The sequence below is a fragment of the Acinetobacter junii CIP 64.5 genome (assembly GCF_000368765.1).
Lineage (GTDB): Bacteria > Pseudomonadota > Gammaproteobacteria > Pseudomonadales > Moraxellaceae > Acinetobacter > Acinetobacter junii.
Window position 1 is genome coordinate 1,019,404 of the sequence record NZ_KB849655.1, and the last position, 16,423, is coordinate 1,035,826.

The following is a 16,423-nucleotide window of genomic DNA, read 5'->3' on the forward strand; positions in this document are numbered from 1 at the left end:
TAATATAAATGATATGAGGGTGTTTTAATGTTCAATTCAGCATTGACTGAAATTTTAATTATTACAGGTGTAATTTTCGCAGCACTGATATTTATCGGTATCGTCATTGCTCGTTTATATACTCGTTCAAGCAAAGAAGTTTCATTCGTAAGAACTGGTTTCGGTGGAGAAAAAGTCATCTTGAATGGAGGTGCGATTGTGCTTCCTGTATTGCATGAAATCATCCCCGTCAATATGAACACATTGCGTCTAGAAGTAAAACGTGCAGCTGACCAAGCTTTGATTACACGTGACCGTATGCGTGTAGATGTAATGGCAGAATTCTACGTTCGCGTTAAACCTACAGGTGAATCCATTGCGACTGCAGCACAAACCTTAGGTCGGAAAACCATGTCTCCACAGGAGTTAAAAGATTTAGTCGAAGGTAAATTTGTCGACTCTTTACGTGCTGTAGCCGCGGAAATGGCAATGGAAGAACTGCATGAAAAGCGTGTCGACTTTGTACAAAAAGTTCAACAGGTGGTTTCTGAAGATTTATCTAAAAACGGTTTAGAACTTGAAACCGTTTCATTGACAGGTTTAGATCAAACTGGTTTTGAATATTTCAATCCACAAAATGCTTTTGATGCTGAAGGCTTAACTAAACTTACAGAAACAATCGAAGACCGTCGTAAGAAGCGTAATGATATTGAACAGGATGCTGATTTAGCGATTCGTGCTAAAAATCTTGAAGCAGAGCGTGCGCGCCTTGAGATTTCTCGTGAAGAAGAATATGCAAAACTGCAACAAGAACGCGAAATTTCTATTCGTAAAGCAGAACAACATGCTGAAATTGCTTCTCAAGAAGCAGGTAAAAAGCGTGAAGCTGAAGAAGCTCGTATTGCTGCTGAACGTGAAGTTGAACTTAAACGTATCGCTTCTGCTCGTGATGTAGAAAACGAAAATATTCAAAAAGCTCAACTTATTCAAAAAGCACAAGTTGAACAGAAAAAAACTATCGAACTCGCAGAGCAAGATCGTGCAATTGCAATTGCTGAAAAATCACGTGCCGAATCTGAAGCTAAAGCTCAAGCTGACAAAGCCAGAGCTGAGGCTGTAAAAGCTGAAGAAGAAGTCGTCACGGTGCGAGAAACTCAAAGAGCAGAACGTCAAAAAGCTGTCGAGCTTGTAGCAGCTAAACAAACTGCTGAAAAAGAAGCGATTGCGATTACTGTGGCAGCTGATGCAGGTAAAAAAGCTGCAGCAGATGAAGCAGAAGCTGTTCGAATTGCTGCGGAAGCTGAAGCCGAAAAGATACGCTTAAAGGCAAAAGGTGAAGCTGATGCAAAAGTACTTCTCGCACAAGCTCTCGAAAAACAATATCAAGTAGATGCTGAAGGTACACGTGCAGTGAATGAGGCAGCCAATGTTCTTTCTGCAGAGCAAGTAGAGATGCAAGTTCGTTTAGCCTTACTCAAACATTTACCAGATATTATTCGTGAAAGCGTTAAACCAATGGAGAATATTGACGATATCAAGATTCTACAGGTGAATGGTTTAAATGGTTTTGCTGGTGGTACTACATCAAGTGAAACCACTGAAAATGGTCAAACATCTTTGTCTGATCAGGTTGTGAATAGTGCCCTACGCTACCGTTCTCAAGCACCTTTGATCGATAGCTTAATGAATGAATTAGGCCTACAGGGTGGTGATATTAACGGCCTTACTAATACTTTAAAATCTCAAAATAAGTTAGATTGATAAGAATAGGTCAAAAATAAACGCGGTCTTGACCGCGTTTTTTATTGTTTTTCAGCCAGCTCAAAATTGGTTAATCTGCCTTCCTGATCATAATGCAGGGTGACATTCTTAGCATCTCTTAAGGCATTCATTTGTTCGGTATTTAACTCGAAACTCTGTGCCAATTGATCAACAGAAATATTTTTCGGAAAGGATCTTCTTTCTTTATTATAAAAACGAAACCAATTATAGGTCGCCCAAATAATTAAAGTCAGGATGAACAACATGATTGAAATGATTAAATAAAGGATATCAATCGATTGCTCTGGTATATTCATCACGAATAATTGTTCATATGCACTGAAACCTTGGAAAATCCATAATAATGCAGTGATTAATGGCATAAAAATCCATATCCAAAGCAACCAACCTAAAAAAAACAATCCATAGCCAGCCGTTTTGTTTCTGACATAACGAGGTTCATCAATGTACTGAGGAATTTCCAATTGTGTAAGGTCATAGACCATTTTAAAGTTTGACATGATCTTGCCCCCCTCTAAATCCACGATCAGGACTTACCCAACGTGCACGTTTTGGTTTTTTAAATATGGTTTTTGGCAATGCGATCGCGGTTGTGATGGTCATTAATACCCAGAAAAATAATGGATACCAGATAACCCAAAAATATGTCCGTAAGGTTCGACTATTGTCATATTGGCGATCGATCATCAAACTCACTAAAAACTGCATAAGGCAGGTCATACCTAAAACAATCCCATACCAGTTAGGCAGTACGGTAGTAACCGCCCATTGTTCTGGTAACTCTAGAAATAGGCCAATCACATATAGAAGAATGATAGCTGTCATTACATAAACCCAAATCACGCTAATAATTGCTTCAAAAACGACTGGCCACATGCGTCTTAAACGCCATTTAAATAACTTCGGTACATAAGCAAATAAAACTTCGATACCACCTTGCGCCCAACGTAGGCGTTGTTGCCACAATCCTTTAAAGGTTTCAGGCATGTAGATATAACAAAGTGCTTTTGGTACATACTGTAAGTCCCAATGATCGAACTGGAGCCGCCATGAGACATCAATATCTTCTGTGATCATGTCATCACGCCAATAACCAATTCGATCTAGTGCTGTTTTTCTAAAACCTGCAATCACCCCTGATACCGTAAAAATCCGCCCATAAGTACGTTGTGCACGTTTAATCAATCCAATGATTGAAGAGAACTCACCTACTTGAATTTTGCCCAATACACTGGAACGGTTAATAATGCGTGGATTACCTGTTACTGCACCGACTCTCGGATAGTGTGTTAGATAATTCATCATCCAAAAAACGGCATGAGGATGCAGTAAAGCATCGCCATCAATGCAAATTAGAAACTCATGCTGGCTGACCATCGCACCTGCTCTCAAGGCATATGCTTTGCCCTGATTTTCTGCCAAATGCACCACACGTAGTTTTGGATAGTGCAACGCAAGTTCATCTAAAATCTCTGCGGTTTTATCCGTACTTCCATCATTTATAGCAATCACCTCAAAATCAGGATATTGGCTTTGCATAGCGAACTTGATGGTTTCTCGAATTTGTTCTTCTTCATTAAAACAAGGAATGATAATGCTACAACTTTCTTGACTAGGTTCAGGGAAAACCGTTTGCCGAAATTCACGTTTGAAATAAAACCAAATTCCACCCGCCATCCAAAGCCAAGCCATTAATAAAGGAAATAAAAATGCAAAGCCAAAAAATAAGTCGCTTAAAGAAATATCTGAAAAAAATTCCATAATTAGCGCCCTCCTTGTTTCAACACATAAGGATTGCGATAGCTGAGCGGACTACCATTTAAGCTCAACTCACGATAAAGATATTGATGAATCGTAGCCCCATAAGAAAGCTGATAATTATCTACACCAATTTTTTGAACACCTTGTCGTTTTAATTGCTGATAAATTTGCTGATATTTTTTCCAATCATAAGAAGAAGCTTGATTATTGATCTGCAAACTAATGATCAAATGTTGTTTTTCACGTTCAGTTAAAGTCGATAAAGCTTTATCTAGCTCATTTATATTATTTTTTGATTGATTCGAATCTAAAGCGATATACAGAAAATCAGCATGATCAGGAATCAACTGCAGTAACTTTTGTAGCCCACCCCACTGGGCTCCCTTGTAACTAAATTTTAGTGCTGTCTGATAATTTGTACTGACATTGACGTAATAATTTGCTTTCAATTTAGTCTTATTTTTGATCGTCAATACATCATCGATTTTCTTCTGACAAATGTAATCCCAATCTCGTTGACTAATTGCACAGTGTAATGTGTCATCTGTTTCAATCATCAAACCCGTGATGGAACTATTATTTTTGACTAAATCTGCAGTTAACTCTAACAAGTCGTAACCTTGTTGAGTTTCTAAACTCAGAGGAAGTTCTGCATAAACTTTATTTGCAATCCGTGTACGTGCTTGCCAGACCACCCGATTTAATAAGTCCGCTTTCATCGGTAAACTACGATTAGGAAAATAAGCAACATCAATTTTTCCATCATCATTCTGATCTTCAACAACGGTCAGCAATAAATTATTCGACTTAAAAGCTCCAACCTGATCCAATAATTGACCTAATCGCTGTTCAGAATTTCCATTATCTTTTACCAGTTCAGCTAAATTAAAACGCAAAAAACTCTTACGTTGCTTATAAGGTGCATGCCGATCCAATACAAAATCTTGCATTTCAGCGTAAATTTGAGCTGGTATTGGATTATCAATGATCAAAGCACGTTGATAAGTCCCAAATAAATCTGCTGTGTTTAACTCACTACCTAGGCTAAATGACAACGGTAAACCTACCATACTCGCCAATTCCTCGGTTTCTTTGGTCACAGCTCCATAAGGCCAAAAGATTGCGCGAGTATTAGTACCTAGCTCTTTATCTAAAATTTGCTTAGATTGTAGCAAGTCATTCAAGACTCGACGTCTAAAGGCTTCATCAGTCTCATAACTTTCAGACTGAGGAAAATATTGCCGAGTAATTGCTGCGAACTCTAGATTTTTTTGAGGGTTTGCGGCAATACCGTAATGTAAATTGTCACTATGAGATCCAAACTCCACCAAGCCAGAAGCTTGCATTTCTCGCATTTGCTGCCATGTCATCAAATTACTTGTACCATATGCCTCAATAGCATCTTTGGTATTGCCGTTAATCCAACTGGTTGGTATTGCAAATACAGCAGGGATTTTATGTAGTTTTAATAATGGAAAAATATGTGTGTATGCACTCGATACACCATCATCAACGGTTAATAACAACGCTCTCTCAGGAAGAGCTTTTCCTGCATTACGCGCTTGCCAAACATCCTCTAATCGTATCGGTTGCCATTTATTATCTTTAATCCATTGTAAAAATTGCGCAAAATTTTGACTGCTAATCGCATAATAATCACGATCACCTTTTGCTGCGACATCATCACGAACATCATGAAATGTCAGCGTCACAAATTGATTAGCGTTAGAGCTCGTTTGTGCGGATTCGGAAACTGCCTTATCAATAGGTTGTGCAAATAGATTGAATGACATTGCGCTAATACATGCCATTAAGCAGAAAGGAGATTTTATATTCATTTGAACCGTCCTTCGAAGCCCAAAATGGCATATGTTTTGTCTTCGTGCTCACCATCATAAGGATGAGATCCCCACCCTACGCCATAATTTAGATACCAAACACGTGAAATTCGCCAATCATGGCGATACAAAAAGTTATAAACGGGCTGATGAGCAAAATCTTTTTGCTTAAAAGTACCCAGAGTCAGCTCAAAATGCTGTTTAAAGTCACGCTCATATTCACGCCATGTCAACCAATCATGTTGCAGATTTAACTCGATGCTATGACTAGATACAGGGTTAAAATAATCAACTTGCACAGCTTTATTTCTTCCGTAATATCCAGTAACAGTCGCTTTGCTTGTGTGTTGTGGTGATTGAAAAAATTGCTGACTGAAATATGCCTGATAAGCTTGTCGTAAATTTCCATCATCAATATCTATCGCTTGATATTGAATACCTGCTTTTCGAGACTCATTAGCTTGCCAATTCATCGCAGCTACATAAGATTGCCCTTTGTGCTTTTGGGCAATCGCTTGTAATGGTATATCAGCATCAGAATCGACTGAGAAGTTGTATGCCCAATGATCATTTAACCAATGCGACCAATCCAATCTAACACCAAGTCGATCTTGATCCTTTCTTTCGGACAATAGAATATTGGCTGTTTTTCTATTTGAAGACCATTCCAGTCCCAGCCCTACCCGAGCATCGTCTAATTTCTTATTTTTATACCGTGCTTTTCGATATTGATGCTCAAGAAAGATACGATAATAATCATTAAACCAAGGACTATTTAAACGCGTCCAGAAACTCTGTTCGTTTGATCCTCGTAAACTATTTAATAGACGGTCATCATTAGACTTATTCCTTGAAAAATAACTATGATGTTCTACACTCCACCGATCGCGATCCTTTAACTCTTTATAACTTAGTTGGACACCTGTATCGTCAGCAGCCGTTTGTAAAAGCTTTTTATTTAATTCTCGCCAATATGAAATATTTCCCAGAGCTTGCGCATTATTCATTTGGTTGATTTCCGTCATTTGGCTGACTTCATCCAAACCATTCCATTGTTCTAAACTTAGTTTCGCTGTTAATGGTTTTTGCCTCCAACGTTGAATCAAAGCCAGATTATTTTGATAACCAATATTACGTGGTGCGATTGAAACCAAATTTTCAAAATACTGTTCGGCTTTTTCTAACTCATTCCGATAAGCAAGATTTAACCCTTTTAAAGTTAAATATTGTTCCCAATCTTCATGAGTTGTACGATCTACACCTTTTACTTGGCTATATTGATAACGTCTTAATTGATGTTCCATTTCATCAATCAAGTTATTTGCTTCTTCAAATTTTTCTTGTTCTAAATACGCATAATATAAGGCTGAATAAACATCATAATCAGCATAGTTCTTTTCATTAAATAATGACAAATAAACTTGCTCTGCTTGTTCAGGTTGATTGGTAGCTAAATACGCATCTGCAATTGCATGACGTGTATAAGTTGGCCAAAGATCTAGTGGAATACTAATACTCTGTAAAGTAGTTAATATATCCGTGTAACGCTTACGTTTCGCTAAAGCATAGATGTAATCAGCGTAAAAGCTTTTTTGCCAATGAGGATAACCATTTACTATGGGTTTATACGATTCCATTTCAGCAAGTACGCGGTCTAATTCAACATATGCATCTGCATATTTGCTTTCTTGTTGAGCAGTTTTATAAACAAGTACTGCATTTTTGATTTGAGTGGCGAATTGACTTAGTTTAATTCTGATCACTAAATCAGGATGAGTCTGAAATAAGACAGAACGCGTTATATATTCATTTGTCACCTTATAATTTCCGTTATCATTTAGTGCTAATAAATATTCCTCTTGAGAAAATTGATTTTTTTTCTTATCAAAAGCAGCATTTGCGGCTTGCAATGCTTGGATAGGCATTCCTACTAATCGATAGGTATGCGATAACAGCACTAGTTCTTCTGCATTTAATTGCTGCATATCTACTTGTTTTAATATGCTTTGAGCTTCCTGATTTTGCTTTGTTTCAGCAGCTATCGTTGCTAACCATACGTTCCACCCCATTTGAGGATTATGAGCTCTAAACCCTGTAATCATCTTTTTAGCCAAAGAATATTGTGTGGCATCTCTTAAGGTTTTCACGACACTGGTCTGCGCATAAATAGGAAATACTTCTATTTGTATATTTTCTATACAGGTAATCAACTCAGTAGCATGAAGCGTATTTCTTCCATACGAAAGTACAAAATAATCCGCAATTAATTTTTGGTCTTTAGGATACAAAACTAATAATTTCTTTAAATCAAGTAACCCATGATCAACCTCTCCTTTCTGGATTAATTGAACAGCATACTCTCTCTGTTGATCAATCGGATTTGAATAAACAGCGCTTCCACAACACAATAAAACAAAAAGAGATACACAATGCACAGGAATAAATAATTTTATTTTAATCATATTATTCCTCATTATTTAATATTTACTATAAATAATAATTTAATAAAAAAATAACCACAACAATAAATTAAAAAATTTTACTCCAAATTAAATTTAAATATAAAATTATACCAAAGTTTAAAATAAAAATTAATATAAGCATATGTAATAATTATACTTATTCAAAAACAATATAAAAATAAAATCAAATTTAATTTTCCATACGAAAAACTTAAAAAAACGAAAAATAATTTAGATAAACATTATATTAAATAAAACTTAAAAAGAAAGAACGACCTGTATAATAAAGATCGTTCTGTATAAATTAAAATAGATAATATTTAAAACTCATTTTTAATATTTTAATTAAGCTTTTTCAAAAAAAATAAAACCTAAACATAATATAAAAAGTTATATTTTCATCTATTACAATCAGTTAATTATATCCATCAAATTTATTTATATGTTTTTTCGGCATCTTGCACGTATTTTGTCACAATATTGCACTTATAAAAAAAACCCAATGTCACCATTGGGTTTTTTCAAGATAAATAAATCTAACGTATTACGCTAAACCTTTCTCTTTCAGCACTTGCATCATTGTTGAGCCAAGTTCAGCTGGGCTACGAGTGTAAGCCATACCTGCTTTTTCGAATGCAGCAAATTTCTCTTCTGCTGTACCTTTACCACCAGAGATAATCGCACCAGCATGACCCATACGTTTACCTTTAGGCGCAGTTACACCAGCGATGTAACCAACAACTGGCTTGGTTACATTCGATTGAATGAATTCAGCAGCTTCTTCTTCTGCAGTACCACCAATCTCACCAATCATGATGATTGCATCAGTATCAGGATCGTCTTGAAATAATTTCAATGCATCGATTTGGTTCATACCAGGGATTGGGTCACCACCGATACCGATACAAGTAGATTGGCCTAAACCAAGCTTAGTTGTTTGAGCAACCGCTTCATAAGTCAATGTACCTGAACGTGAGATAATACCAATACGACCAGGTTGGTGGATGTGACCAGGCATAATACCGATCTTACATTCACCTGGAGTGATCACGCCTGGGCAGTTAGGACCAACTAAACGAGTACCATTACCGTTAGTTTCTAAATAGCGTTTTGCTTTAAGCATATCGATTGTTGGAACACCTTCAGTGATCACAACAATAAGACCAACGCCTGAATCAACCGCTTCAACGATAGAATCTAATACAAATGGAGCTGGAACATAAATAACAGATGCATCAGCACCAGTCTCACGTACAGCATCTTTCATTGTATTGAATACAGGAAGGTCAAGGTGTGTTGTTCCACCTTTACCTGGCGTAACACCACCAACAACTTTTGTACCGTAGTCTAAAGCTTGTGCAGAGTGGAAAGTACCGTTTTTACCAGTAAAACCTTGTACCAATACTTTAGTGTCTTTATTAATTAATACGCTCATGATTGATACTCCCCTTACGCTTTAACTGCAGCAACAATTTTTTCTGCAGCATCAGATAAACCGTTTGCAGAAATTAATTTCAAACCAGATTCATCAAGCAATTTCGCACCTAGCTCAGCATTGTTACCTTCTAAGCGAACAACAACTGGTACAGTTACGTTTACTTCTTGAACTGCTGCAATAATTGCTTCAGCAATCATGTCACAACGAACGATACCACCAAAGATGTTGATTAAAACACCTTGTACAGAAGTATCAGCAAGAATAATTTTGAATGCTTCGATTACACGCTCTTTAGTCGCACCGCCACCAACATCTAGGAAGTTAGCAGGCTGACCACCATAAAGCTTGATGATGTCCATCGTTGCCATTGCAAGACCAGCACCATTCACCATACAACCGATGTTACCTTCTAAAGCAACATAGTTAAGGTCAAATTCAGATGCTTTTAATTCACGCTCATTTTCTTGAGATTTATCACGCAAAGCTGCAACTTTTGGCAAACGATAAAGCGCGTTAGAGTCAATACCTACTTTCGCGTCTACACATAAAATTTCGCCATTTTCACGAACTGAAAGTGGGTTAATTTCAAATAAAGCAAAATCATTTTCTACAAATGCTTGGTAAGCAGCAGACATAATTTTAACAAATTGACCGATTTGTTTATCTTTCAAACCAAGAGCAAATGCAACTTCACGTGCTTGGAATGGTTGTAAACCTACTAATGGATCAACTTCAACTTTAATAATTTTTTCAGGTGTTTCTTCAGCAACTTTCTCGATTTCTACACCACCTTCGGTAGAAGCCATGAAAGTAATACGACGGCTAGAACGATCTACAACCGCGCCTAAGTAAAGCTCACGCTCAACTGGATAGACATCTTCTGCAACAATAATGCTGTTAACAGGCTGACCATTTGCATCTGTTTGATACGTTACAAGACGAGTACCAATAATATTGTTAGCAAATTCGATAACATCTTCTTTTGATTTTGCAACTTTTACGCCACCAGCCTTACCACGACCACCAGCATGTACTTGCGCTTTCATTACCGCGAATTTACCACCAAGCTGTTCAAACGCAGCTACTGCTTCATCTGCATTTGTTGCCAAAATACCTTCTTGTACTGGCATGCCATATTTTTTTAATAACGCTTTAGCTTGATACTCATGTAAGTTCATTTAATTACCTACTACGTTGTTTATTGTGACGCGACCTAGATATTCTTAACACTAGGACACTACATTATGAGACGACGACTGTCTTATAAACCAATCGTCTTCATTCAAAAAAGTGTGGCGAACCACACTTTTTGTTTTTATTTGCGCTTACGTTGAATCGCGTGGATTGCACGACCATCAACTGAAAGTGCAGCTTCATGTACAACTTCAGAGAACGTTGGATGACCAAAAGTCATCAACTGTAGATCTTCAACAGAAGAAACAAACTCAAGTGCGATCATACCCTGATGAACGATGTCTGATGCATTAGGACCGACAACGTGCATACCCAAAAGACGATCTGTTTTTGCGTCAGCAACAAATTTAACAAAACCAGCTGTATCACCAGCAGCTAATGCACGACCATTAACCGCAAACGGGAATTGACCGGCTTTAACTTCGTGACCTTTTTCAGCAGCTTGTTCTTCAGTTAAACCAACCCAAGCAGCTTCAGGATGCGTGTAAATAACACTAATAATAGTGTCATAATTTACTTGAGCAGCATGACCATGGATACGCTCAACAGCCATCACACCTTCTTCCATTGCTTTATGAGCAAGCATTGGACCACGAACTAAGTCACCGATCGCATAAACGCCTTCAACAGATGTTTGGCACTGATCATTTACATCAACTAAACCACGTTCAGTGAGTTTAATGCCTGAATCTTCTGCCAATAGACCTTCTGCATAAGCTTTACGACCTACACAAACGATTAATTTGTCAAATACTTGCTCTTTATCTTCGCCAGCTTGGTTATATTTAACAGTCACTTCACGACCATTAACTTCTGTACCAGAAACTTTTGCACCAATACGAATATCTAAACCTTGTTTCTTCAAGATTTTTTGAAATTCTTTAGAAAGTGCTTTATCAGCCATTGGCAGGAAAGTATCTAATGCTTCAAATACAACAACTTCCGAACCAAGACGACGCCATACCGAGCCTAACTCTAAACCGATAACACCTGCACCGATAACACCAAGACGTTTTGGAACTTCTGGGAATTTCAAAGCACCAGTTGAGTCAACAATCAAATCTTCATCAACAGGAGCTACAGGGATATTTACAGGTACAGAACCAGTCGCAAGGATGACATACTTAGGTTCTAAAACTTGTACTTCACCTTCAAATGGCGTGAATTCAACTTTTTTACCAGCAAGTAATTTACCAGTACCTTGTAACCACTCGATACCATTACCTTTAAGTAATTGAGCAACACCACCAGTCAATTGATCAACAACTTTGTCTTTGCGAGCTAACAAAGTATCTAAATCAAATTTAACTTCACCAGTCGTGATACCGTGTTCAGCAAGTTCATGAACTGTTGCTTCGTAACGATGAGAAGAGTCAAGCAATGCTTTAGAAGGGATACAACCAACGTTTAAACACGTACCACCCAAAGATGGTTTACCGTTATGAATACGTTTTTCGATACATGCAACTTTAAAACCTAGTTGTGCAGCACGGATTGCTGCTTCATAACCGCCAGGTCCACCGCCAATAACAACAAGATCAAACTGTTGAGACATTTTTATCTCCAATCAATCTCCCTAAATCCCCTTTTGATTAAGGGGACTGAACTTTCTTAATTAAAGAAAAGTTAGGGATGATTTTTAAATAATAAGTTATAGGTCAAGAATAAGTTTAGCCGGCTCTTCTAACAATTCTTTAATTGTTACTAAGAAACCTACTGCTTCTTTACCATCAATTAGACGGTGGTCATATGAAAGCGCTAAATACATCATTGGCAAGATTTCAACTTGTCCATTTACCGCCATAGGACGTTCTTGGATTTTATGCATACCAAGAATCGCTGTTTGTGGCTGGTTTAAAATAGGTGTTGAAAGTAATGAACCGAAAGTACCACCATTAGTAATAGTGAATGTACCGCCAGTCATCTCTTCGATCGATAATTTACCTTCACGTGCTTTAGCAGCATATGCAGCAATACCACCTTCTACTTCAGCATAGTTCATACGATCAGTATCACGAAGGATTGGCACAACTAAGCCACGATCAGAAGAAACTGCTACACCGATGTCATAGAAACCGTGATAAACAATATCATCACCATCAATCGACGCATTTACAGCTGGATAGCGTTTTAAAGCTTCTGTTGCTGCTTTAACAAAGAAAGACATGAAACCTAAACGAGCACCATGGCGTTTTTCGAAAGCATCTTTATATTGCTTACGCATTTCCATGATCGGCTTCATGTTAACTTCATTGAATGTTGTTAACATTGCAGTTTGTTGGGTAGCCGCCAATAAACGCTCAGCAACACGCTTACGTAAACGTGTCATTGGAACACGTTTCTCGATACGTTCACCTACAGCAACGCTTAACGGCTGAACTGAAGCAGCTGGTTTATGATTTGCAACGTCTTCTTTAGTGATACGACCACCACGACCAGTACCTTGTACGTCAGCAGCATTGATACCTGTTTCAGATAATGCTTTACGAACAGCAGGGGCTTGGTTTTGATCAACAGCTTGAGTTGATGCAGCCGCAGCTGGGGCAGATGCCACAGGAGCCGCTGCAACTGGTGCAGCAGCTTCAGGAGCAGCCGCAGAAACAGCACCAGCTTCAAATTGAGCAATTACTTCATCAGAAAGAACTGTATCGCCTTCACCTTTGATGATCGCAACTAAGCTACCATCAGCTGGAGCAACCACTTCTAAAACAACTTTATCGGTTTCAATGTCACAGATCACTTCATCACGTGATACAGGTTCACCTACTTTTTTATGCCAAGTTGCGATCGTACCGTCAGCAACTGACTCTGGGAATACCGGTGCTTTAATTTCGGTTGCCATTATTTAGAATCTCCTGATTGTTCAGCTTCAATTGCAAGTGCGTCATTGACGAGCTGAGCTTGTTGTTTTGCATGCAAGTACGGTGAGCCACAAGCAGGTGCGGCAGATGCTTCACGTCCAGCATAGCTAATACGAATTTGTTTACCTGATTTAAGAACGTCTTCATACAAACGAGGAACGATAAATAACCAAGCGCCTTGGTTTTTAGGTTCTTCTTGCGCCCAAACAAGTTCTTGAATGTTTGGATATTGAGCCATAACTTCAGCTAAACGCTGTTCTGGATATGGATATAACTGTTCAATACGAACAATCGCGATATGGTTTAAACCAAGCTCACGACGTTTTTCGAGTAAATCGTAATAAACCTTACCACCACAAAGAACTAAACGAGTAACGTCAGCTTTGTTAATTTGATCGACTTCATCAATCACTGTTTGGAATGAACCATTTGCTAATTCATCTAAAGTTGAAGTCGCTAATTTATGACGTAGCAATGACTTTGGTGACATCACAATCATTGGCTTACGAATAGGACGAACCGCTTGACGACGTAAAGCATGGAAAATCTGTGCTGGTGTTGTAGGAGTCAATACTTGCATATTGTCTTCAGCACACAATTGTAAGAAACGCTCTAAACGTGCAGATGAATGCTCAGGACCCTGACCTTCATAACCATGTGGTAACAACATCGTTAAACCACAAACGCGCTCCCACTTGGTTTCACCAGAAGCAATGAATTGGTCAATCACGACTTGCGCACAGTTTGCAAAGTCACCAAATTGTGCTTCCCAAACGATCAAGCTCTTCGGTAGAGTGGTTGCATAACCATATTCAAAAGCAAGCACAGCTTCTTCTGATAATAAAGAGTCATACACCGCAACACGTGGCTGATTTTCTTTAATGTGACACAACGGGATGTAAACAGAACCATCAACTTGGTTATGTAGTTTTGCATGGCGGTGAGAGAATGTACCACGCCCAACGTCTTCACCCGTAATACGTACTAGGAAGCCATCGTCCAGCAAAGATGCATATGCCAATGTTTCAGCAGCACCCCAGTTCAGTGGCATTTCACCTGTTTGCATTTTGATGCGGTCATCAATAACTTTTTGTACTTGGCGTTGTAATACAAAACCTTCAGGTAATGTATTCATTGTTTTGCCAAGTTCTTTTAAGCGATCAATGTTAAAGCTCGTATCCCAAACATCTGTATATTCATGACCTAGATATGGTGTCCAATCCACAAACATTTTTTTGTTTGGTTCACGTACTAATGCATTAGCAACATGGTTGCCCGCTTCTAAATCAGAACGATAACCTTCAACCATTTGATCAGCGCTTGCACGATCAAGGACTTTCTCTTGAACCAATTGATCAGCATAAAGCGTACGTGTAGTCGCTTTTTTATTAATCACTTGATACATCAACGGTTGAGTTGCAGATGGTTCATCTGCTTCGTTATGACCACGACGACGGTAACAGAACAAATCAATCACAACGTCTTTGCGGAATTCATGACGGAAATCATGTGCAAGTTGTGTTGCAAAAATTACAGCTTCAGGATCATCACCATTCACATGGAAAATTGGTGACTGAATCATTTTTGCTACGTCAGTACAGTATTCTGTAGAACGTGTATCGCGCGGATCTGAAGTCGTGAAACCAACTTGGTTATTAATAACGATATGAACTGTACCACCGACTGTATAACCACGTGTTTGTGACATTTGGAAGGTTTCTTGGTTAACACCTTGACCTGCAAATGCCGCATCACCGTGAACAATCACAGGAAGAACATCGTCACCACCAATATCTTTACGACGTACTTGACGAGCACGTACCGAACCTTCGACTACTGGTCCAACAATTTCTAAGTGCGATGGGTTAAATGCTAATGCTAAGTGAACCTCACCACCAGGCGTCATCACATTTGAAGAGAAACCTTGGTGATACTTAACATCACCAGAACCTTTTTTGTGTAGGCTCTTCCCTTCAAACTCACCAAATAAGTCGGCTGGGTTTTTACCCATAATGTTGACTAAAACGTTGAGACGACCACGGTGTGGCATACCAATCACAACTTCTTTACAACCAACACTACCTGCACGCTGAATGATCTCATTCATCATTGGAATAAAAGACTCACCGCCTTCCACACCAAAACGCTTTGCACCTACGAATTTTGTACCTAAATACTTTTCTAAGCCTTCTGCCGCAGTCAAACGCTCTAAAAAGCCTTTTTTCTGATCAGCTGAGAAATTAAATTTCCCACGAGCACCTTCCAAACGCTGCTGAATCCAACGTTTTTCTTTAGTGTCGACGATATGCATGTATTCTGCACCGATTGAGGTACAGTAAATTGCTTCCATTGCCTCAATCATTTCCGACAATGTAGCTTCTGCTTTACCAATCGCGAGATTACCTGTATTGAATACAGTATCAAGATCAGATTTTGTTAAACCATGTGCAGATAAATCGAGGTCAGGAACGTCTTCACGTTTCGCAAGACCTAATGGATCGAGTTTAGCTTTTTGATGACCACGGTTACGATAAGCAGCAATGAGTTGAAGTACACCAATTTGACGACGCTCATGCTCTGTGCTCACAGCACTTTGAACTACAGGTTGAATTCGGCTTGAATTACGACCCAAAAGCAGGAATTGTTCACGCACACTACCGTGTGGTTGATCCCCTTTAGGATATTTGTCGAAATATTCACGCCAATCCTCTGACACTGAGGTTGGAGATGTTAGATACTGTTCGTAAAGCTCTTCAATATACGCTGCACTATCAGCGGAAAGTTCAGTGTCAAGACGCAGTGCGTCAGCAACTTCTTGCATTTTTGGACCCATTTCCTATTGCAAAAAATAATACAGGCTGCCTTTTAAGCAGACCCATGATTCATAGTATCGAATTGGTAACAAGACACTACTACCCAAGATCATCCAACCTTAGGACATTATCACTACACATCAGGAGTATTCCTTTTGATGTAACAAATCAGTCACGCACCCATAAACAAGGCGCGCAACTCATTCTTATACTCGACGACATCGAGCAATTTTTTGCAAATCATTTTAGAAAAATTAACTAAATTTTTAACTTTTCTAAATTGACTTTGACTGAA

10 protein-coding genes are annotated in these 16,423 nt (G+C 38.5%); 1 reads left to right on the plus strand and 9 read right to left on the minus strand.

Annotated features, from left to right (window positions below; genetic code table 11):
• Positions 1-27 precede the first annotated feature (27 nt).
• The gene (locus F948_RS10470) at positions 28-1,740 is read left to right on the plus strand and encodes a flotillin family protein (RefSeq protein ID WP_004963564.1); all 1,713 of its coding nucleotides are present in this window, start codon (positions 28-30) and stop codon (positions 1,738-1,740) included.
• Positions 1,741-1,781: 41 nt separating this feature from the next.
• On the opposite strand, the gene pgaD is transcribed toward F948_RS10470, so the two are convergent.
• From pgaD to F948_RS10515, 9 genes are all read right to left on the minus strand, one after another.
• Positions 1,782-2,261 (minus strand): poly-beta-1,6-N-acetyl-D-glucosamine biosynthesis protein PgaD, encoded by a 480-nt coding sequence (gene pgaD, locus F948_RS10475; RefSeq protein WP_004963567.1) that lies wholly within the window; start codon positions 2,259-2,261, stop codon positions 1,782-1,784.
• On the minus strand, positions 2,248-3,522 hold the full coding sequence (gene pgaC / locus F948_RS10480) for a poly-beta-1,6-N-acetyl-D-glucosamine synthase (RefSeq protein ID WP_004963570.1): 1,275 nt from the start codon (positions 3,520-3,522) through the stop codon (positions 2,248-2,250). Before pgaC ends, pgaD begins: the two co-directional genes overlap by 14 nt.
• Before the next feature lie 2 nt (positions 3,523-3,524).
• On the minus strand, positions 3,525-5,360 hold the full coding sequence (pgaB, locus tag F948_RS10485) for a poly-beta-1,6-N-acetyl-D-glucosamine N-deacetylase PgaB (RefSeq protein WP_004963572.1): 1,836 nt from the start codon (positions 5,358-5,360) through the stop codon (positions 3,525-3,527).
• Positions 5,357-7,822 carry a poly-beta-1,6 N-acetyl-D-glucosamine export porin PgaA gene (gene pgaA / locus F948_RS10490; protein WP_004963575.1) on the minus strand — a complete coding sequence of 822 codons (2,466 nt, stop codon included), beginning with the start codon at positions 7,820-7,822 and terminating at the stop codon, positions 5,357-5,359. The genes pgaB and pgaA overlap by 4 nt, the downstream gene beginning before the upstream one ends.
• Positions 7,823-8,366: 544 nt before the next feature.
• Positions 8,367-9,257, minus strand: a complete 891-nt coding sequence (gene sucD / locus F948_RS10495; RefSeq protein WP_004908342.1) for a succinate--CoA ligase subunit alpha — start codon at positions 9,255-9,257, stop codon at positions 8,367-8,369.
• 14 nt (positions 9,258-9,271) lie between these two features.
• Positions 9,272-10,438, minus strand: a complete 1,167-nt coding sequence (gene sucC, locus F948_RS10500) for an ADP-forming succinate--CoA ligase subunit beta (protein ID WP_004963578.1) — start codon at positions 10,436-10,438, stop codon at positions 9,272-9,274.
• A gap of 137 nt (positions 10,439-10,575) precedes the next feature.
• On the minus strand, positions 10,576-12,009 hold the full coding sequence (lpdA, locus tag F948_RS10505; RefSeq protein WP_004963581.1) for a dihydrolipoyl dehydrogenase: 1,434 nt from the start codon (positions 12,007-12,009) through the stop codon (positions 10,576-10,578).
• 96 nt (positions 12,010-12,105) lie between these two features.
• Positions 12,106-13,296 carry a 2-oxoglutarate dehydrogenase complex dihydrolipoyllysine-residue succinyltransferase gene (gene odhB / locus F948_RS10510; protein ID WP_004963584.1) on the minus strand — a complete coding sequence of 397 codons (1,191 nt, stop codon included), beginning with the start codon at positions 13,294-13,296 and terminating at the stop codon, positions 12,106-12,108.
• Positions 13,296-16,136: a 2-oxoglutarate dehydrogenase E1 component gene (locus tag F948_RS10515; protein ID WP_004908351.1), complete on the minus strand. Its 2,841-nt coding sequence runs from the start codon at positions 16,134-16,136 to the stop codon at positions 13,296-13,298. The genes odhB and F948_RS10515 overlap by 1 nt, the downstream gene beginning before the upstream one ends.
• Between the last annotated feature and the right edge of the window lie 287 nt (positions 16,137-16,423).